The sequence below is a fragment of the Bifidobacterium saguini DSM 23967 genome (assembly GCF_000741715.1).
GTDB lineage: Bacteria > Actinomycetota > Actinomycetes > Actinomycetales > Bifidobacteriaceae > Bifidobacterium > Bifidobacterium saguini.
Window position 1 is genome coordinate 103,913 of sequence record NZ_JGZN01000004.1, and the last position, 20,597, is coordinate 124,509.

Genomic DNA, 20,597 nt, shown 5'->3' on the forward strand with positions numbered 1-20,597 from the left:
ATGCTCAACCTATTCGTCATTTCTGAACAATTCGTGACTATGTCCAGAAATATTGACGAATACAGGGACGGGCAGATGCAACCTCATACCCCCCTAATATGTTCTACCGTCGGGGTTGTTTGCGCTTAGAGAACGCGAACAGTACGGCGGCGAGCACAAGCAGCACCACTACCACCACTACCACGCTCAATATGTTTGATCCAGTCATTGCGAGTGCGCGCCCGGTTGAAGCAGCGCTTTCCACGACTTCAGCTGCATGGACTGGTATAGCGAAAACTGCCGCCACAACGATTATCAGCAATGCACCAATTACGCCGATAATACGCTTCCCAACACGAGCAGCCATCATGAAATATCTCCCTCCCATCATCGGAAATATGCAGCAAGCTCCGATGCTCACTACGTATTTCAAGTGCAGCTTTCAAGTATAGGGGGGGGGGGAGGGGGAAACGCGCATTTCACCCCTTGAATCAGTCAATACTGTCCCCAATTCGATTCATAGCCAGCTCTGATACCATGTCCATATTCATGGAGCAGAGGGGAATCTATGTCGACGACGCAGACGACGGCTCAAACGCAAACTCATACCCACACACAAACGCAAATGCCCGCTCCCAGTAATGCCGCCTCCATCAACGAAGGCGATGGCGAACCAGACAGCATGGCACAACCACAGAGCCACAACAGCGGCATCACCGGCGATTGGCGACCGCTTCCGCCGAGCGTGCGGACAGTGTGGCTGATTAACGAGGCGATCCAATGCGCCATTTGGCTTGCAGTCTGCGCTGTGATTGCAGCCGTGTGCATGGCGAATGATTGGTGGGGATTCTGGCAACAACTTATTGTTGGGATTGCCGTAGCCTATGCGGTCCTGGATCTGGCTTCACAACCGTTGCAGACCAAGTATTTGTACGCCTTCACCCGATTCCGCATCGGCGAGCGCGACCTTGCCACACGCAAAGGCTGGCTGTTCCGTCGCTCCACCACCACGCCATATACGCGTGTGCAACATGTGGATACCAAGCAGAACCCAGTGCAGCGGCACTTTGGACTGACCACCGTAGTGGTGCACACTGCAGCCGACGAGCATGAGATCGCCGCGCTGGATACCGCGCAGGCCGAACGGCTGGTATCGCTGATCTCCGAACGCGTTGCCGCAGCCAAGGATGATCTGTGATGAACACCGAAAGCACCAGCACCAACTGGCGTAGGCTGCACCCGGCTTCTCTGATCATCGGGGTGGTGGAAACCGCCAAGGGCGTCATCGGACTGTTCTTCGCACTGCTATTCATCGCGCGCAGGGAGCTGTCTGCCATGACCATCGCATTGATCTTTCTCAGCGTTCTGTTCGTCGCGCTCTGCCAGCCTGTCATCAATTGGCTGACCACCCGGTATCAACTGGGACCTGACCAACTTGCGTTCAAGTCGGGTCTGTTCTTTCGCAAGAATCGAACAATTAGCTATGGTTCGATCCATGCCATCAATAGCTCACAACCTATCTATCTGCAACCGTTTGGGGTAGCGCGACTTACCGTCTCGGCAGCAGGTGCCGCAGACACCGACATTCGATTGGATGCAGTACCGGCCGCGCTGCAACTTGAATTGGAGCATCTGCGCGCATTGTCGCAGTCCACGGCAGCAGATTCGAACACCGCCTTGGCAAACGACCCACAGACTCCTGTACCGACACCCGTACCAACATCGAGCAATCCATCACAAAAACCTCTATTCCGCGCCTCCGTAGGCGATATTCTGCTGTTTGCCATAACGGACATAGGATTTTTGGCCGCGGCGTTCGTGGTGTATGGCTTTGTGCAGCAGGTTCAGGATGTGCTACCGCGCAGCATGATGCATGAAGCCGAGCGCTCGGTACAGACTGCGCTCACCGGTGGGCTGTTCTCGATTATTGTGCTGATATTGGCATGTGTAATGCTGCTGCTGATGGTAAGCATCGTCACCTCGCTGTTGAGATTCTATGGATTCGAGGTATGGCGTCGCGGTGACGATTTGGTGGTGGTTCGCGGACTGTTCACCCGGCACACCACGACCATCCCGGTCAGCCGCATTCAAACAGTGACCATTCGTCAATCGATGTTACGCCGGCCGTTCCACCTTTGTTCGGTTGGATTGGGGCTCAGCTCCTCAACCGCAAACAGCGGAAGCAGGGAAAGCGGGACTTCGGCGGCGCAAATTCTGCCGGTAATCAGCACCCGGCGCGTGTATGCCGTGTTACGCGAGATATTGCCGGAGTGGGGGCTGCCGGAAATGTCCGCAGCGCCTGCTGCATCGCCATCACACGTACCGCGCAACGCGGAAGCCACTGCACACGTACCACAATTGCGCTATACCGGGCGTACTCTGCTGCGGTATTACCTCACGCTGCCGGTGATCGTAACCTTGGCGATCACCGCCGCAGTGTGGATAGGTTCCGATGCGCATGCTGCAGTGACGTTGCGCACTTGGTGTGCCATTCCGGACTTAGGTTGGCCTTGGTGGCTGGTGATTGTACCTATCGCACTGGGATTGTGGTGGATGGTGTGTCGTTTGCTCAAAGCACGGACTGAAGGATTCGCGCTGCTCAGCACTGATGATTCTGGCGCCCGTTGCTCATCGCGCATTCTTGTTACCGGCACACTTCGGCTCACCAGATTCGTTTTGGTGACGAGCAGGGCACGAGTGCAATCGATTACGCGGTACACAGCATTGTGGCGCGAATCGCGTGGCATCGAACGCGTGCAGATGTCGTTGTTTGTGATGAACGGCATCGATGAATTGCGATTCATGTTCCTGCATCGCGCCGATGCCGAGGCTCTGCAGCGGTGGATGGAACAATGACTGTGGGGCTCTTCCCGAGAGAAGAGCCCCACATGGGATGCATCAGATAATGCCGCGATCAGCTAGTGGTCCAGCCCAACTGCCGTCATCTTCCGGTTCGCGGGCGGACTGGATTTGCTCTTCGGGCCAGTGCTTGGCGGGGATGGTCTTGGGCTTGAATGGGAACTTTTCGGCACGCATCTTCTCATAAGCGGCGATATCGTCCTCGTGCTGCAGCGTCAAATCGATGTCGTCATAGCCGTTCATCAAGCGCCAGCGGGTGTAATCGTTCACCTCGAATGGAAGGGTCACGTCACCGCAGGTCACGGTTCGAGTTTCCAGCGAAACCGTCATTTCGCGGCCAGGCTCCTCTTCGAGCAGCTTCCACAGCAGCTCGACGGATTCCTGCGGCATAATCGCAGCCAGCACACCATTCTTGGCGGTGTTGCCATAGAAGATATCGGCGAAGCTCGGGGCAATCACCACGCGGAAGCCGTAATCATGCAGCGCCCATACAGCGTGCTCACGGGAGGAGCCGATGCCGAACTCCGGGCCAGCTACCAGAATCTGGCCCTTGCCGGCGTATTCCGGCTGGTTGAGCACAAAGTTCGGATCGCGGCGCCATGCGTAGAATAGGGCGTCATCGAAGCCGGACTTGGTCACGCGCTTCAGGAATACTGCCGGAATAATCTGATCAGTATCCACATTGGAGCGGCGCAGCGGCACGCCCACGCCGGTCAAAGTAGTGAGTTTTTCCATAATCTAACGTCCTTTACAGATCAGCCGGGCTGGAAATCGTGCCGCGGATTGCGGTGGCGGCGGCAACGGCTGGAGAGGCCAGATGCGTGCGCGAGCCCTTGCCCTGACGGCCTTCAAAGTTACGGTTCGACGTCGAAATCGAGCGCTCGTTCGGCACCAGCTTGTCCGGGTTCATGCCGAGGCACATCGAGCAGCCGGCGTTACGCCATTCGGCACCGAAGTCCTTGAACACCTTGTCAAGTCCTTCCTTCTCCGCTTCCAAACGCACGCGGGAGGATGCCGGCACGACCAGCACACGGTGAATCGAATCGGCCTTGTGACGGCCCTTCATAATTGCGGCGGCCTGGCGCAGATCGTCAATGCGGCCGTTGGTGCAGGAGCCAATGAACACGGTATCCACGGCAATGTCCTTAATCGGCATGCCGGGCTTCAGACCCATGTATTTGATTGCGCGCTCAGCTGCGGAACGCTCGGTAGCGTCGGCAATCTTGGCCGGATCCGGCACATCAGCGGTGATCGGCAGACCCTGACCGGGGTTGGTGCCCCAAGTCACATATGGGCCAAGCTTCGTGGCGTCAATATCCACCACCTTGTCGAATACGGCGTCGTCATCGGTCTTCAGCGTCTTCCAATACGCCACGGCCTTGTCCCACATCTCACCTTCCGGCGCATGCGGGCGCCCCTTCAGATATTCGAACGTGGTCTCATCAGGAGCAATCATGCCGGCGCGGGCACCTGCCTCAATGGACATGTTGCACACGGTCATGCGCTCGTCCATCGTAAGGTTGCGAATGGCCTCGCCGCGATACTCGATCACGTAGCCCTGGCCGCCGCCGGTACCGATCTTGGCGATAATCGCCAGAATAATGTCCTTGGCGGTGGCGTCCGCCGGCAGCTTGCCGTTGACGTTAATGGCCATCGTCTTGAACGGCTTCAGGCTCAGGGTCTGCGTGGCCATCACATGCTCGACCTCGGAAGTACCGATGCCGAATGCGAGAGCACCGAACGCGCCATGAGTAGAGGTGTGCGAATCGCCGCACACGATGGTCATACCCGGCTGAGTCAAGCCCAGAATCGGGGCGAACGCGTGCACGATGCCCTGGTCGGCATCGCCCAGCGGGTGCAGTCGCACACCGAATTCCTTGCAGTTCTTCTCCAAAGTGCTCAGCTGCAGGGCGCTCGTCTTGTCCGGATTCGGTCGATCGATATCCACGGTCGGGGTGTTGTGATCCTCAGTGGCGATGAGCTGATCGACGTGGCGCGGCTTACGGCCGGCCAAACGCAGGCCTTCGAATGCCTGCGGACTGGTGACCTCGTGCATGAGCATCAAATCGATGTACAGCAGATCGGGAGCGCCGTCGCCGCCCTTGCGCACCAGATGATCGGCCCAGACCTTCTCGGCCAGTGTCGTTCCCATAGTGTTCCTCCAAAAAATTCCGCGCGAGGTATTGTGTTCGCGCCTTGTTCGTGGTATAAGCCTATGTGGTCATGTTGGGCTCGGCCTTGCTCAGGCCGGATATTGAGATAACCGCGTTAATACTTGTTTTTGCGTTGCTTCGTGCTGTCCGTGGATACCTTATATACTGTGTCAAGTTGCTCTTGTGCGCCGATTTCTAACATCGTGGATGATGTTTTGAGCAGCGACCACCAAGTGAGACACTTCCTCGATTTGGTATTTCACTATGTGAGATGGCATAATCACATGTATTATGACTGATTCCCAAGAAGAACCTTTAGAAGCCGGCACCACCGCGCCCGAGTCGCTTGAGACCGCCCCTGCTGCAGCAGCCACACCTGCGTCCGACGGGGAGATTCATTCCGGCGTTGGTGTGCTCGATAAAACCGTGAAAATTCTCGACGCGCTCGAATCCGGACCGTCCACGCTCGGCCAGCTCGTTGCCGCCACCGGCCTGGCCCGACCGACCGCACACCGTTTGGCCATTGCGCTTGAGCGCCATCGCTTCGTACTGCGCGATCAGCATGGCCGATTTGTTCTGGGCTCTCGCTTCGCCGAACTCGCTGCAGCAGCCGGCGAGGATCGCCTGTTGACTGCCGCTGGCCCGATCCTGCAGACCCTGCTCGACCGCACCGGCGAATCCGCACAGATTTACCGCCGTCAGGGCGACCAGCGCGTGTGCATCGCCGCTGTGGAACGCGTCTCCGGTCTGCGCGATTCGATTCCGGTGGGCGCCATGCTGTCGATGGAAGCCGGTTCAGCCGCTCAAATCCTGCTGGCTTGGGAAGATTCCGAACGTCTGCACCAGGGTCTGCGTCATGCGAAGTTCACCGCCACCAAGCTGGCCGCCGTCCGCAAGCGCGGCTGGTCTGAGTCCGTGAACGAGCGCGAAGAGGGCGTGTGCTCCATCTCCGCTCCGATTCGCAACGCCTCCGGCCAGGTCATCGCTGCTATCTCCATTTCCGGCCCGACCGGCCGTATGGGTGCAGCTCCCGGCCGCCGTTATGCTCCGCTGGTCATGGCTGCTGGCAAGTATCTGACCGAAGCCCTAGTAAAGGCCGTCCGCTAGTTCCTCTTTACTCATTGATATACAAAGGTTGCTCGCCGGAATATCCCAGTGATCAACCTTTTGTCATGCATGAGCAACTATTTGCCCGTTGACTGTAGGTTTTTGAACACCGACTGTAGGGAATTGAACTCTGACTGTAGGATTCCTAACGTATTTCGTTCAAAAACCTACAGTCTTTGTTGAAATTCCTACAGTTTTTGTTCAAAAACCTACAGTCAACAGACTCAACTTACAGTCAACAGACTCAAAGATGGTGTAGCAGCAACTCGCAATCACTCAGACTCGCCAACAGTACAGACTGTGAACCTTCACATACCTCAATTCACGGCAGATTGATGGCAATATCGTGGAATACGTCAGCCACTTTGTTCCAGAACGATGGCTTGCGCAGCAAATCGTCGCCCTCACCCTCGCCGGGCGTCGCTTGGTTCACCGCATAGGTGTACGCCTGTTTAGATGAGCTGGGCTTGCCGACGAGCTCGCCGAATTCCAACAATTGCGTACGCGGCTCATACGGGTGCCGAATATCGAATTCGATCAATCGCGTTGCACGTTTCGCTGGTGCCGGACCGTAAGTATTGAACCCGCAGGTCGGCGTGGCAATCAACGTGATTCCTTCACGCTCCCCCACAAAACCATTGCGATGATCATGGCCTGCAGCCACGGCAAAATAGCCACCGGTATCCCGCAAAATCGCAAATTCATCTGACTGATCCGGGCAAGAGATCCCCTCACCGAGATACCCGCCAGGCTGGGTGTGTTCCTCATCAAGAACGTAATAGGTATTGGCATGATTGCGATACCCCTGCATTGCGTAAGCAGTGTTGGGTTGCACCGGCTTGAGCACATCGTAATATTCCGGCAGCGGCATGTGCTGGAATACCATCGACTTCACCATCGGGTACGAATCAGATATCATCTCTTCCACATCCGATTCTCCGCTCAGCAATCCCGGCACTCGACGCAGAAAATCAAGCGCACGCTCAGAGGGCACTCCGAAACCGCCGCCATGCGCATAGTCTCCTGAATCCAGAATGACCAAGCCCATCACGTTGCGACTGTTTTCTACATCCCTTACTGGCAACGCCAACGTACCCAGCTCACACGTATATATGGTCTGGTCAGGAAGCAACGCGTCAGCCGCATTAATGCAACCAGGGAATTCACGATATATGGCATCAAGCTCGGCATTGCTTAATCCGCATTGAAAATCATGGTTGCCGTAGGTCACTACCCACGGCACTTTACGAGCTTCAAGAGGCGCCACGAATTGGGCGGTTGCCTCACGCACCATAGTGCGCGTCTTCTCTAGAGCGCTCTCGCTAATGAAGTCTTCACTCCAGCGGCGTTTACGGAACGAACCGGCGAACGACGGACTGAATCCGGCAATCTGATTGCCGGAGAACACCACCAAATCCGGACGCGTGGCGTCAAGGCTTGCTTCGATCAGCGCAATCGTATCTTTGGCGATTTTCGGCCCATCTTGAATGTCAGCCACCTGCAATACGCGGAATTTACCAGACGTGTGGAATTGCAGTCGGCCAAGTCGCGCGGAAATAGAAACCGGACGATCATCCCCGGCTTCGACCGGCTTGATGCGTGGCTTAAAACCTTCAGGAGCTCGCTGTGTTTCCGTCATGCACACCACTGTACACATGCAATCTTGAAACAGACGGCAGTCGCGCAGGCAAAACAGGCCGTATGTACGCGCTCTGACGCACCCGCCGCGCACATACTGCCGAATAACAGCCCAATACAGGCAGTGACTGCGCGCCGCATACGTGCAGACGCGCAGTTGCTGCCTGCAGCGTCCCCACCACCATGCATCCAAGCAAAAGAAAAGGCCCACCGGAGTGGGCCTTTTCTACAAGTTCAACTTTACGAGCAGAATCTCTGCACAACATCATCGTTGCAACGGTAAGTCTTTCCAATGCCCGTCCAACGTAACAGTCCTCGTGACCATACACTACTTGTGGGCTCTGCTCTGTTCAGTTGTTCTTGTACCTCATAATCTATTCACGTAGGTCTGATACCGCAAGTTGCATACCGCTGTTGTTCGGTTTTTATCGCAACTGTTCAATCAAACTCAGTTACATCCAATAAACGAACGGTTACTTTCGATTCGAACCCGTCCAATGTTTGTTTCTGTTCGATTCGAACGAATTTCCGGCGTGTCGCACACAACTTCAACACCAACATGAACGGAGTCTGAACTCTGGCGCGTAACCGCGAATCCGGCCACACCAAAGCCTACGATGTAAGCTATGGCACAGATATTTGACGCACCCTCAAAGGCAATCCTGCGAAGCCAAATCGCAGAGCACATTGCCGAAACAGACAAGAACGACCGACGCGTCGATAAGGAAGGCGAAGCTCCGCTGCCGCAGGATCGCTTCTTCGACCGCGAACTGAGCTGGCTCAAGTTCAACCAGCGTGTGCTTGAGCTTGCAGAAAACGAAGATGTTCCGCTGCTGGAACGTGCTAACTTCTCCGCGATTTTCGCTTCGAACCTTGATGAATTCTTCATGGTCCGTGTCGCAGGCTTGAAGCGTCGTATCGATTCCGGCATCGCCGTGCCCTCCGCAGCAGGACTGAGCCCGCGCCAGCTGCTGCGCGCTATCAGCGAAACCGCACATCGCCTGCAGGATGAGCATGCGCATTACACCATCAACACCATTCTTCCCGAGCTGGAGAAGGAACACATCGTTCTGCTGACCTGGGACAAGCTCACCCCAGCCGAGCAGGAGCGCCTCTCCCGCTACTACCGCCAGCAGGTCTTCCCCGTGCTGACCCCGCTCGCAGTGGATCCGGCCCACCCGTTCCCGTACATCTCCGGCGGTTCCATCAACCTCGCCGTGATTGTGGAGAACCCTGCTTCTGGCAAGTCCCACTTCGCCCGTGTCAAGATTCCGGGCAACCTGCCGCGTCTCGTGCCGGTGGACGACATGACCGACGAAGAGTCCAAGGACGAGCGTTACGGCTTCATCACGATGGAGAAGCTCATCGCCGCTCATCTGGAATCCCTGTTCCCGGGCATGATTATCAAGGAAGCCCGCTCCTTCCGCGTGACTCGTAACGAAGATATCGACGTGGAAGAGGATGACGCCGAGAACCTGCTCAACGCTATGGAGAAGGAACTGCTGCGCCGCCGCTTCGGACCGCCAATCCGCCTGGAAATCACCGACACCACCAGCCCGTTCCTCTCCCAGCTGCTCGCCGACCAACTCGGTGTGAGCCAGGACGAGGTGTACCGCCTGCCCAGCCCGCTGGACATGACTGTGCTCTTCGAGCTCGGTGCCGTTGACCGCCCTGACTTGAAGAACCGTCCGTTCGTACCGACCACGAACCGCCAGATCGCTGAAGTCGAGTCCTCCCGCGCACAGGATATTTTCGCCGCCATCCGCGAACGCGATATCCTGCTGCACCACCCCTACGACTCCTTCTCCACGTCGGTTCAGGCCTTTCTGGCACAAGCTGCGGCAGATCCTAAGGTCTTGGCTATCAAGCAGACGCTCTACCGAACCAGCTCCAACTCCCCGATCATCGACGCACTGATTGACGCCGCTCATGCCGGCAAGCAGGTGCTCGCCCTGGTGGAGATTAAGGCTCGTTTCGATGAGGATGCCAACATCGCCTGGGCCCGTAAGCTCGAACGCGCTGGCGTGCATGTGGTGTACGGCATCGTGGGCCTGAAGACCCACTGCAAGCTCATCGAAGTCGTACGCCAGGAGGCCGATGGTCTGCGCCGCTACTGCCATGTGGGCACTGGTAACTACAACCCGAAGACCGCCCGCCTCTACACCGATCTGGGTCTCCTGACTTGCGATCCGGTAGTCGGCCAGGATTTGACCCGCCTGTTCAACCAGCTTTCCGGTTACGCTCCGAAGTCCAGTTTCCATCGCCTGCTGGTCGCGCCGCGCACCGTGCGCACTGGCCTCATCCAGCGTATCCGCCGCGAGGAGGATGCTGCCCGCGCTGGTAAGGAAGCATGGATCAAGATCAAGGTCAACTCCATCGTTGACGAGAAGACCATCGACGCCCTGTACCGCGCTTCTCAGGCCGGTGTGAAGATTGATATCGTCGAGCGTGGCATCTGTGCTCTGAAGCCTGGCGTTCCGGGACTTTCCGAGAACATCCGCGTGCGCTCGATTCTCGGCCGTTTCCTCGAGCACTCCCGCATCTACGCCTTCTGCAACGCCGATGGCCCGCAGATTGGCGAAGGCCCAGCTTCCGGCCCGGAGGTGTACATTGGTTCCGCTGATTTGATGCACCGTAATCTCGACCGCCGTGTGGAGGCTCTGGTTCGCGTCACCGCTCCGGAGCAAATCGACGAGCTCATCAAGTATGTGGACCTGCAGATGGCTGATTCCACCGTGAGCTGGCACATGCAGCCGGACGGCACCTATGTGCTGCACACCAAGGATGATGAAGGTCGTCCGCTGGTGGACAGCCAAGAGTACCTGATTCGCAAGCACACGCGCCGCCGCGCTTCCCATAACTGACGCACATCTAGCGTGAACGCTAACGCGAAAACACTGGTAGACTGTTAGCGGACAGATAGTAATTGATGCCCGGTTTCCTGTACTCACACAGGGAACCGGGCATCGTCATTTTGTAAGCACAAACTACGTAGCGGCAGCTGTTTTGCCCTACAATAACCAGTGATGGGTAGCAATAATATGAGGCATGTCACAGAAGCCGCCGGAGGAATCATCTATCGGTGGAAGACCGCCGAGAGCCCTGCTGCAGGGCAGCACAGCACCCGGGAACAATCACCAACGAACGAATCTCCCAGCGCCGTCGACGCACAGGCGCTATCGGACTCATCGCACAACGTACTCAGCCAAATAGAACTGTGCGTAGTGCACCGGCCCAAGTATGACGATTGGAGCTGGCCCAAGGGCAAGCTTGACCCGAACGAATCGCATAGACATGCGGCCGTACGCGAAATGGGCGAGGAAAGCGGTCTGCCTGTGGCACTCGGCGCATATTTGGGCGATGTCACCTACCCCATCGCTGAGGAAGGTGCCAAGCATCGCCACACCAAGAACATCTCAGAAGACGGCAAGCATGTGATGTTCTGGATGGCACATCCCATCAGCACCGTGGATAATCTGCGCCGCACGCACGCGTTTGGCCCGATACATCGCGCGGATGAAGGCGAGATTGATGAAGTGCTTTGGCTGACTCCGCTGGAGGCGCGCAAGAAACTGACGCACTCCACCGATAAAGATGTTCTGGCACTGTTTGTCGACCGCGTGCAAGAGGGCGCGCTGAAGGCGCAGCCGGTGATTATTGTGCGGCATGGCAAGGCTGAGGCTCGCAAAATGTGGAAGGGTACGGATGCGAATCGTCCGATTACGCCGCGCGGAGCGGCCGCGGCTTATGCACTCAACCCAGAGCTCGCCTGCTTCAATCCGGTTCGTCTGGCTACATCTCCTTGGCTACGCTGCCAGCAGACCTTGGAAACATTCGCTTGGGAAACCAATAGCGAAATGGTGAAGCTTGATGATTTGACCGAAGATGCATTCGCAGCCAGTCCATCAGCCGCTTGGGAATGCTTGCTCAGTGAGATTGATTTTGCACTCGAGCGCGAGCAGGGCACGGCGATTTGCATGCACCGGCCGGTGATTGGCGGCATGTTCGAACATCTGCGGGCGATGTGCCGTCCTGCGGCACTTGGCAAGCGGCTTATCGCGAAAACACCGTTCATGCCAACCGGTACAGCGGTAGCATTATTCGTTGTCAGCACTCCGGATGGCCCGGAAATCATCGATATTCAGAAGGTTCAACCGCTTGTCTACTAGGCCCGCATTCCCTGATTCCTCCAATTCTTCGGCTGCAGCTGCGGCCGCGCATGCCGCCTCGCATGGCTCTGGTTTAGGACCCGGCTTTGGTTCGCTGCGCGCGGCAGGTGCTGCGTTCAGCCCGGCTCGCATGGGTTCGCTACGCCCGTCACGCCCAGCTCAGCTCGATCCTGCTGTGGCCGATGGCTTGGCAGGCGGCATGGATCCGCAGGCACTCAGCGAGATGAGCCATTTGTCTGCCGCAGCATTGCTGGATCGCGTGCGGCATAGCGAAGATCCAGAAGTCGTGCAACGCGTATTGACTTTGGTGGAAACCGTCGGCGTGGACGAGATTGCGGAACTGTGGAGCGATGCTGAACCAGATTCGCTGCCAGGCGTGCTGTGGCGACTCTATATGCTGCGCACTTGGATGCGTAAGAATCGTGATTCGATTGCACAACTGTGGCGACTCGGTGAGCCGGTAGCCACCACGGCTTCGGCAATCGCCGGCGTGGATCAGGCGCCTACTGAAGACGATATTGTACGACTTGCTGATTCAATCCTTTCCGGTGCGTTCGTGGGCGATTTTGCTGTGGCATTGGAGCGTGCGGCCGCGTTCACGGATGTGGTGGCGCTGGGATTGCGTGTGGCGGCAAAGCGGAGTACTCCTGCCGGGGCGGAGCTGACGGCAAAGCAAGATACGGGCACGACGCATCCAGCGACTCGAGCAGCCCGGCTGCTGCATACTTCAGCCAACCTGATGACCACCGCACGTACATTCGAGCAGGGTGCTCATCTCTGGCGTCGCGGTCGGCTGGAGTAAGCACGGCAGAGCCTTACGCGTCCGGCGTGCCAACATCAAGGCGCACGCTATACTAGGGATTCGCGTCGGGCCGTGCTTAAGCCCCGGGCTCCATTTTTTGCCGCCGCGAGCGGCCCTTGCGCCGACAGGCGCTTTCGCGGCTCGACGCTTCACACTTTCTTTAATGCACTACGCAAGGGCCTCGAGCCCCTCCGGTCCTGCAATTAAGGACTTCGCTCACGCGAAGACTCAACATCACCCTCGCTCGGCTATCGCCTCACTCAGGCTGTCGCTACGGACAGCACGCCGTGCTGTCCGCTTCACGCTCCAGCCCTTGCGCCGACAGGCGCTTTCGCGGCTCGACGCTTCACACTTCTAAGCGCCCAAAGTTGCGATAGGCACAACAAGAATGCCGTCATTACGCCGATAAGCTTTATTGCCACGGCCAGTAAGAAACATCATAAATTCTGGTTCACGAACTTGAGCCAGAGGATTACCGCATATTTTATGACGGAATGATATGAGCTTATTCGCATTTTCATCAGTGACTTTGAGATCGCTGAGCTTGATTTCAATAGCTCCCCAGCGACCATCAGACAGTTCAATGACAGCATCGACTTCCAAACCCTTATCATCACGGTAATACGTAATGCGGTTGCCGGCACCCGGCATAGACGACAAATACACGTTAAGATCGCGGATACACAGGGTTTCAAATAAATCGCCGAGTGTTTGCGTATCGCGCATCAACGTTGCCGGAGACGCGCCCAATACCGCAGCCGGCAATGATGGATCCACAAAATACCTTTTGGGCTTGGTTCGCACACGACTTTTAGCCCGGAGTGGCGGTTCCCAGCCTTCTAAATCCGCCAATAGGTACAAATCCTTCAGCATTTCCATATAACTTTTCACGGTCTGCGTATCGGGCTCACGACGTTCATCGCCATATGCCATGTCTGCAGCCAAAGTTGTATATTTCGGTGCTTGTGAAATATTTACAGCGAGCGCTCGCATCAAAGCCCGTGCAGTGCCAGCGCTCCTGTTCATCTTCGGCACACTGATATCCAACACGCTCTTGATATATTCACCCGGAATTTCCAAGGCGAATTCATCGTCTAGCCCAAGGTTCGCAGGCCATCCGCCTCTGCAGCACCATCTAGCAATATCTTCGATGCTTGTTTCGCGCTCTGCCGGGTGGAATTTGCCTTCAAATAAACCTGACAAACTTATCGCTCCCGTGGAATCTCCGGATTCCGCCAAGCTCATAGGCCACATACGCACGCGAGCGATACGCCCAGTTCCACTGTGGTGAATAGCCTCACTGTCTTTGGGAATAGCCGAACCCGTAAGAATCAACTGGCCTTTACGGTTCGCATTGTCGTCAATATGGCGGCGTGCGGCATCCCAAATCTGCGGCACGTCTTGCCACTCATCCACCAGATGAGGTTCTTCGCCCATTAAAACCAGCGCGGGATCAGTCTGGGCTGCTGCAAACGTAGCACTATCATCCAATCGGTCGGCACTTCGCGATTGTGAAAGAGCAGTCCACGTCTTTCCGCACCATTTAGGCCCAACAATTTCCACCCCGCCGAAAGCTTTCAGCAACGTACTCAATCTACTGTCGACCACGCGAGGGCGATAATTAGGCTGGAACAGGGTGCCTCCGAGATTACCCGATTCGTTCATTGTCTAATCTCCTTAGCCGGTCAACATAGTTCACTATCACGGTTTTACACCGTTTACATTCCGTGTTTTACACCATTTGAATTCATTATTTTACACCTCATATATTCCATGTTTTGCACCACACAACTATTTGTCAAATACAAAATGGGTGGTGCTTCTGCCTCATTATTCAGGCAGGAGCACCACCCATTACATAGTCAGTATTGACTTCTGAGAGACTGCTGCACAGTAGGGCTCTGCACAGCGCACTATCTCACAACAACAGTGCGCCAAAGTGCGCAATCATACTGCAATCTCAATGATTCAGAGTCAACGGTTGCGCATTCTGCGAACCGCAGCGAGCGCAGCACCGGCAGCCAGGAACAGCACAGTCATGCCAGCGAACACGCTTACATCCGCACCGGAATTGGCGAGGTTGCCGTTCGACTTAGCGACCTTTGGCTTAGCAGCATTCGGTTTCGGCTTATTGCTGTGATTGCCGTTGTTCTGGCTCTGATTGTTGGTACCACTGTTGTTGTTGGTGCCACCATTGGTATCGGGGTTGCCGTTATTATTCGGCTCTTCTTGCTTGATAACCTGCGCCTGCTGGCCAGGTTCAACGCTTACCACATTGCCATTGGCGTCAAGAGTGACCTTGGAGCTGAACGCGGCGGCAAGGTTCAGACGCTGCCAACCATCGGAAGTGGAATCGAGGGGGTAACCGGACTGGATTTCGGTCCGAGCCAGCACTTCACGGCGCTGATCGGCGCTCAGAGTCGGGAACACGGTGCGCAGCAGAGCCTCGGCACCGGCAGGAACGCGAGCGGCCTGATTGGTGGCGCCAACCGGCTGGAAGCCGTAGGTGAGGCGCTCAGTATAGACGTCGACGGCGGATTTCACATCGGTGACCGGCTCGGTGGCTACAGCATCCGTGTTGAGATTCTTGTAACCATTAGTGGTGTTCGCCTTAGTGTTGGCAATGATTTCCTCAAGGGTGTTGCCATAACCGGCTTCCTGACCGCGCTTGGTCAGATAGTCGCGCAGCTCCTGCTGGGCGGGCTTGATAACCTGTTCGAAGTAAACATCATCATTCAAACGGCCTGCAGCGGAAGCCTCACCGACAATACGGCCACCAATCACATCCAGCGGGTAGTGCACGCCAAGCACGATGCGGTTGTTGCCGCCCTCAGCCGCACGAGCCGCAATCTGCGGAGCAAATTCCGGCATCATCGCGGCCAAGGTCAGACCGGACGTGTAGAACGCCATCGTATGGCCGGAGGGGAAGGATTGCGAAGGATTGTTCTGGTACTTGCCATTGGCATCCAGCGAGCCGGCGAGACCGGAATATCCGGCACCGTGCTGAAGGCCGCGGAACGGATCCTGCCACGGGTTGTCCCAATCGGCGGCACGCTTAATCGGTAGTTCGGCTTGCAAGCCCTTCAAATCGTTCTTGCCGTTCGCGCTACGGTCGAACAAATCACCACCGGTGGTCTTGTTCAGCGACGGACGAGGGTAGTTAAAACCGTATTTTGCGCCAGTGACTGGAATGTAGCCGACCATGCCATTGAGCAGGTCATACGTCTTCTGCAATGCGCGAGTCTTGGTATTCGGGTCAACCACCATGCCATCCCAGAACCATTCGCCCATGATTGGACCGAAAGCATCCACGAACGTCTCACGGTTGTTCTGATCACCATCAATCAAGGCCTTTTGCAGCTGCGTGTAATGATCATCAACCTTGGTGCCAGCGGCGTCATCATCAGCCGCCTTATTGTTGATGGCAACGGTCAGGTCATCATTTTCCTTGAGAATGGATGCTCCTGCATCGGTCACGTCACCACGGAAAACAGTGGTTTCATCGTTGTTTGGATTGGCCACTGGAACCCAGTAGTTGTCGAACTCCTTGAGCAGCGCCTGCGGATCAGCTTTGGTGCTGTCGGACGGATATACAGGTTGATCCTCTGCCATTGCCGGCACTGCGGCCGCAAAGCTTGCAGCGAGCGTAGCGACGGCGGCGAGGGCAGCAAGCGCGCGCTTGCCTGATGTGAATACGGACATTACCCCTCCCTCATTGATATAGGTCCGCACGGATTGATGTTTTCGACCATCAATCGATAAGAACGCTGGGGTCCAGAACGCACAGATATGTTCAATTCCAACCAGAAACGCCCTCATTTTCAACGCTAGGAAAGGCATATGTACCGTATGGTTGCGCACCATGAATACGACATGACAGCTCATTGAACAGTGCAATGCGGCAATGTAGTTACGAGGTCACGGCTACAATCGAATACTTCATGCGGTCTTCCTATCGATCGCTACTGTATGCAGCCAGCTGTGTGCCGCAGTATCACAAAGCTTGCGCTTCATCCCCGGTCTAGGTGATTTCTCTAGGGACAACGGGTAGGCTTAGCAATTATGGAATTGCATGTACTCAATCATCCGCTGGTCGAGCATAAGCTCACCGTACTGCGTGACAAGAACACCCCCTCCTCCACCTTCCGCGAGCTCGTCTCTGAGCTTGTGATGCTTGAGGCTTACGAAGCCACCCGCGATCTTTCCGTAGTCTCCACCCCGATTGAGACTCCGGTCGCTCCGATGACCGGCAAGAAGCTCGCTTCCCCGCGCCCGATTATCGTGCCGGTGCTGCGTGCCGGCTTGGGCATGCTTGATGGCATGACACGTCTGATTCCGACTGCCGAAGTCGGCTTCCTTGGCATGAAGCGTGACGAGGAGCACCCCACTCAGCAGATCACCTACGCGAACCGTCTGCCTGAAGATCTCTCCGGCCGCCAGTGCTTCCTCATCGACCCGATGCTCGCCACCGGTGGCACCCTGGTTGCTGCCACGCATTACTTGGCCGAGCGCGGCGCCAAAGACGTGACCGCCATCAACATCATCGCCGCTCCCGAAGGCATCAAGTATGTCGAAGAGCACATCGACCCGTCCATCGACTTCAAGGTCGTGGTGTGCGCGGTTGATGAGAAACTCAACGACAAGTGCTACATCGTGCCGGGACTCGGCGACGCCGGCGATCGCCTCTACGGCGTAATTGATTAACGGAGTGTCAGCTACGTTGCTCCTCGGTCGACGCACCAGATGTGCGCCTTCCCTCGGTGCGCCTTGCTGCCACACGCGTTAATCAATTACTTGTCATTGACTGATTGTTTATAGCTCCCCTCGCTGAGGGGAGCCTTATGTTTTCAAGGACTGTATGCAAATAGACATTATTGCGCCTGGGCGCGTAAAGGAACGCTATCTTCGCGACGCCATCGACGAATATTCCAAGCGTCTTTCCCGCTACTGCAAGCTCAACATCATTGAAGTGGCGGACGAGAAGACCCCCGAGCACGCTTCCGAAGGTGTCGAGCGGCAAATCAAAGCCAAAGAAGGCGAGCGCATCGCCAAACATTTGCGCGATAATGCCTACGTTATCGCCCTTGCCATCGATGGCAAGCAGCTCTCCAGCGAAGAGCTTGCCGCGAAAATCAATGATTTGGGACTACGCGGCACGAGCCATATTCAGCTGGTGATCGGCGGATCCATCGGTCTTGATGATGCGATTTTACGCCGCGCTGACTTTAAGCTCAGCTTCTCAAAAATGACGTTCCCGCATCAGCTGATGCGCGTGATTCTACTTGAGCAGATTTACCGCGCCTATAAAATCAACGCCGGCGAGCCCTACCATAAGTAAGGCAATCACTCAAGCGACTGCTGAGTGCGACTGCACACAGCGATGACTTCTCAGTTATTGCGCGGCAAGGACTCCCCTCAGTCTGCGCCTTCTTGTGGCTCCCCTTGTCAGGGGAGCTGTCGACGAAGTCGACTGAGGGGTAGTCGTGCGAGTCTCACATCAATGTAAGGTTCGGCAGCAGGAACCATAGCTCACTGAGTGTCAGGAACGAACGCTTCGAAGATGTGGCGGTCGAAGTACTGGTCGCACTGGGCCAGCTCATCGCTGCTGCGCACAGTCCAAGACACCGGCATGGCACCCATCGCGCGAGCCAGACGAACCTGTGGAGACGCGCCACCAGTCCAGTCATAGGCCACGAAATCAGGGCGGGACATCCAGTCGAACGCCAGCAGGCCTGCAGCCCATTCCACCGGACCATCCTTTTGCAACTTGGCCGGCCAGCTCAACTGGCCACGGCACACTTCCGGGTGATGCTCTTTGTACCAGTTCACAGCACCGGGATGGAAGGACTCGATCACATACGGACCGTTATACGATTCCAGCAGTGCGTGGCCTTTCTCCATCAGTTCTTCAGTGCGAGCGTCCCAAGCGCTGTTGTTGCTGAACTTATATTCCACAATCAGCGGTGCGCGACCGGCGACTACCTTGAGCACGTCGGAGAACAGCGGCACATGCTGGTAATAACCATCAGGCGCGGTGGATGGCGTGACCACCAGCGGCGGATTCGCATCGGCACCCGGCAACGGCTTGGCCTTCAGGTCGCCGGGTTTGGAGCCGGGGAACAGCGGGATACGAGTCAATTCGTCGTAGGTAAGATCCTCGATGCGGCGCGGGTCGCCGGCTACGCGCTTGAGGTCAGCGTCATGCACCACAACCACTTGGCCGTCGAGCGTAAGTTGCAAATCAAGTTCAATGCCATAACCTGCCTCGCAAGCGGCCGCAAACGCAGCCAGCGAGTTTTCAGGAGCGATTGGACCGGCAACATCCGGGCTGCCGTAGCCGGCCTTCATAGCCATGCGGCGAGCCAATGCCACATATTCAGCATTCTCGGCAATGGACGAGTTTGCAGCATCCGCCTTGGCGCTGATGGGATTGTCGCCGGAATAATCCTCCACATCGCTCGGGTTCACGAGCCCCGAGCCGGCATCATGCAGACCGCGATGCGCGTACCACACCTCAGGAATGGACGGCACAAAGTTGCGACGCTTATCGTTGAAGGTACGTGGGGCAATTGCCCAGGCGGCAGCACCAGCGGCCGCGACGCCTGCCAGTGCGGCATTTCTCAACAGTTTTGAAGACATTGGAATCCTTCCCGTTAGTGGTATCAGATTACCGCTGCACCGGCGTTCAATGAGGCCGTTCGTCCATGAACTTCTTGTGAATTTGCTGGCAGATTACAGTGCGTCCGCGAGCCACTGCGGGGTATTGGGATCCTCGGGGTCAAGCGCGCGGTCAGGATGGTTGGTGTGCAACGGTTGCCAGCTGAAATCATTCAACAGCTCGGCCGCAGTGACGGGTTCGGAGGTCGGGCGGATGCGCAGCAGCCAAGCACAGAAGCCAATGATTTGTTCAGGTGTGACTCCGCGAGCGCGCAAGGCTCCCATGTCCAATGATCGTTCGCGCTTGGCAAGGCGGCGACCGGCCGCATTGTCGATGAGCGGCAGGTGCGCGTATTCAGGATTGGCGATAACAATACCGCACTCCGGCTTGAATCCACCTGCCAGCAGGCAGTGCCGAATCCACATTTGCAGTGCCGTGGAACGCAGCAGATCACGGCCACGAACGATATCGTCAACGCCCATGTCAAGGTCATCCACAACCACGACTAGCTGATAGCCGAACAGCCCATCAGCTCTGCGAATTACTGAATCGCCGACTTCTCGAGGCAAATCATATTGTTGACGTCCATACACACAATCGTCGAAAGACGCATCCCGATCTGGGGAGCTTTGCGGCATAGCGATGCGCATGGAATGCTGATCGCCCTGAGCCAAACGAGCCTGTACTTCCTCGGGATGATCCTGCAATAGCCGGCGACACGTTCCGGGATAGACCATGAATCCATCGCCTTCATTGGGCGCGGATGCGGCGCGAATATCCGCGCGCGAACAGAAGCATGGGTAGAGCACGCTCTGCATTGATTCGTCCATGCTCACGTTTTGCAAGCATTCGAGCGCGTATTCGTAGCGCTCGGTGCGGCGGGACTGATACATCGGCGAATCAGCATTGTCCCAGTCGAAGCCGAGCCAGCGCAGATCATCCATCATGAGCTGGTCCGCGCCTGCAATCACGCGCGGCTTGTCCACGTCCTCGATGCGCAACAGCATGCGTTCGCCACAAGAGCGGGAGGACAGCCATGCCGCAAGCATGGCATACACGTTGCCAATATGCATGCGCCCCGAAGGGGTGGGCGCAAATCGTCCGGTCATGGCTTCCTCCCCAAACTTCAACCTTTCAGCCCTGCCAAAGCGACAGTACAACTGCAACAGCATTCATAGTAACGAAATGGCTCTCTCCACACATATGCATATGCAGAGAGAGCCATTCAGCGC

The 20,597-nt window shown here is 56.5% G+C and carries 16 protein-coding genes; 8 read left to right on the forward strand and 8 right to left on the reverse strand.

The window, feature by feature from the left end; translation table 11 throughout:
- Positions 1-103: 103 nt before the first annotated feature.
- The gene (locus tag BISA_RS13080) at positions 104-349 is read right to left on the reverse strand and encodes a hypothetical protein (protein WP_033889901.1); all 246 of its coding nucleotides are present in this window, start codon (positions 347-349) and stop codon (positions 104-106) included.
- Between the two features lie 255 nt (positions 350-604).
- On the opposite strand from BISA_RS13080, the gene BISA_RS12155 reads away from it, so the two are divergent.
- Together BISA_RS12155 and BISA_RS01995 are read left to right on the forward strand one after the other, a co-directional pair.
- Complete coding sequence (locus BISA_RS12155) at positions 605-1,177, forward strand: PH domain-containing protein (RefSeq protein WP_161786508.1); 573 nt, start codon at positions 605-607, stop codon at positions 1,175-1,177.
- Positions 1,177-2,835: a PH domain-containing protein gene (locus tag BISA_RS01995; protein ID WP_033889902.1), complete on the forward strand. Its 1,659-nt coding sequence runs from the start codon at positions 1,177-1,179 to the stop codon at positions 2,833-2,835. Before BISA_RS12155 ends, BISA_RS01995 begins: the two co-directional genes overlap by 1 nt.
- 42 nt (positions 2,836-2,877) lie before the next feature.
- On the opposite strand, the gene leuD is transcribed toward BISA_RS01995, so the two are convergent.
- On the reverse strand, positions 2,878-3,573 hold the full coding sequence (leuD, locus tag BISA_RS02000; RefSeq protein ID WP_033889903.1) for a 3-isopropylmalate dehydratase small subunit: 696 nt from the start codon (positions 3,571-3,573) through the stop codon (positions 2,878-2,880).
- A gap of 13 nt (positions 3,574-3,586) precedes the next feature.
- A complete protein-coding gene (gene leuC, locus BISA_RS02005; RefSeq protein ID WP_033889906.1) occupies positions 3,587-4,990 on the reverse strand; it encodes a 3-isopropylmalate dehydratase large subunit in 1,404 nt (467 codons plus the stop codon).
- A 292-nt stretch (positions 4,991-5,282) separates the two neighbouring features.
- Between leuC and BISA_RS02010 the strand changes: the two genes are divergently transcribed.
- On the forward strand, positions 5,283-6,098 hold the full coding sequence (locus BISA_RS02010; protein ID WP_033889907.1) for an IclR family transcriptional regulator: 816 nt from the start codon (positions 5,283-5,285) through the stop codon (positions 6,096-6,098).
- Between the two features lie 322 nt (positions 6,099-6,420).
- Here the strand turns inward: BISA_RS02010 and BISA_RS02015 are convergent, their stop codons facing one another.
- Positions 6,421-7,737, reverse strand: coding sequence for a metallophosphoesterase (locus BISA_RS02015; protein WP_033889908.1), 1,317 nt, complete (start codon positions 7,735-7,737; stop codon positions 6,421-6,423).
- Positions 7,738-8,362: 625 nt separating this feature from the next.
- Here BISA_RS02015 and BISA_RS02020 point away from each other — a divergent pair.
- The 3 genes from BISA_RS02020 to BISA_RS02030 all read left to right on the forward strand — a co-directional run bounded on the left by BISA_RS02020 (position 8,363) and on the right by BISA_RS02030 (position 12,707).
- Positions 8,363-10,600 (forward strand): RNA degradosome polyphosphate kinase, encoded by a 2,238-nt coding sequence (locus BISA_RS02020; RefSeq protein WP_033889910.1) that lies wholly within the window; start codon positions 8,363-8,365, stop codon positions 10,598-10,600.
- A 177-nt stretch (positions 10,601-10,777) separates the two neighbouring features.
- Positions 10,778-11,905 (forward strand): NUDIX hydrolase, encoded by a 1,128-nt coding sequence (locus BISA_RS02025; RefSeq protein WP_081889965.1) that lies wholly within the window; start codon positions 10,778-10,780, stop codon positions 11,903-11,905.
- A complete protein-coding gene (locus BISA_RS02030; RefSeq protein ID WP_033889912.1) occupies positions 11,895-12,707 on the forward strand; it encodes a hypothetical protein in 813 nt (270 codons plus the stop codon). Before BISA_RS02025 ends, BISA_RS02030 begins: the two co-directional genes overlap by 11 nt.
- Before the next feature lie 354 nt (positions 12,708-13,061).
- Here the strand turns inward: BISA_RS02030 and BISA_RS02035 are convergent, their stop codons facing one another.
- Positions 13,062-14,372, reverse strand: coding sequence for an ATP-binding protein (locus BISA_RS02035; protein ID WP_033889913.1), 1,311 nt, complete (start codon positions 14,370-14,372; stop codon positions 13,062-13,064).
- Positions 14,373-14,681: 309 nt separating this feature from the next.
- On the reverse strand, positions 14,682-16,409 hold the full coding sequence (locus BISA_RS02040) for a phosphatase PAP2 family protein (protein WP_051917285.1): 1,728 nt from the start codon (positions 16,407-16,409) through the stop codon (positions 14,682-14,684).
- A 360-nt stretch (positions 16,410-16,769) separates the two neighbouring features.
- On the opposite strand from BISA_RS02040, the gene upp reads away from it, so the two are divergent.
- The gene (gene upp, locus BISA_RS02045; RefSeq protein WP_033889915.1) at positions 16,770-17,411 is read left to right on the forward strand and encodes a uracil phosphoribosyltransferase; all 642 of its coding nucleotides are present in this window, start codon (positions 16,770-16,772) and stop codon (positions 17,409-17,411) included.
- 154 nt (positions 17,412-17,565) lie between these two features.
- Positions 17,566-18,045, forward strand: a complete 480-nt coding sequence (gene rlmH / locus BISA_RS02050; protein ID WP_033889916.1) for a 23S rRNA (pseudouridine(1915)-N(3))-methyltransferase RlmH — start codon at positions 17,566-17,568, stop codon at positions 18,043-18,045.
- Positions 18,046-18,236: 191 nt separating this feature from the next.
- Here rlmH and BISA_RS02055 read toward each other — a convergent pair whose 3' ends face one another.
- Together BISA_RS02055 and BISA_RS02060 are read right to left on the reverse strand one after the other, a co-directional pair.
- A complete protein-coding gene (locus tag BISA_RS02055; RefSeq protein WP_033889917.1) occupies positions 18,237-19,346 on the reverse strand; it encodes a glycerophosphodiester phosphodiesterase family protein in 1,110 nt (369 codons plus the stop codon).
- A gap of 93 nt (positions 19,347-19,439) precedes the next feature.
- Positions 19,440-20,474, reverse strand: coding sequence for a glutamyl-Q tRNA(Asp) synthetase (locus tag BISA_RS02060; RefSeq protein WP_033889919.1), 1,035 nt, complete (start codon positions 20,472-20,474; stop codon positions 19,440-19,442).
- Positions 20,475-20,597: the final 123 nt, after the last annotated feature.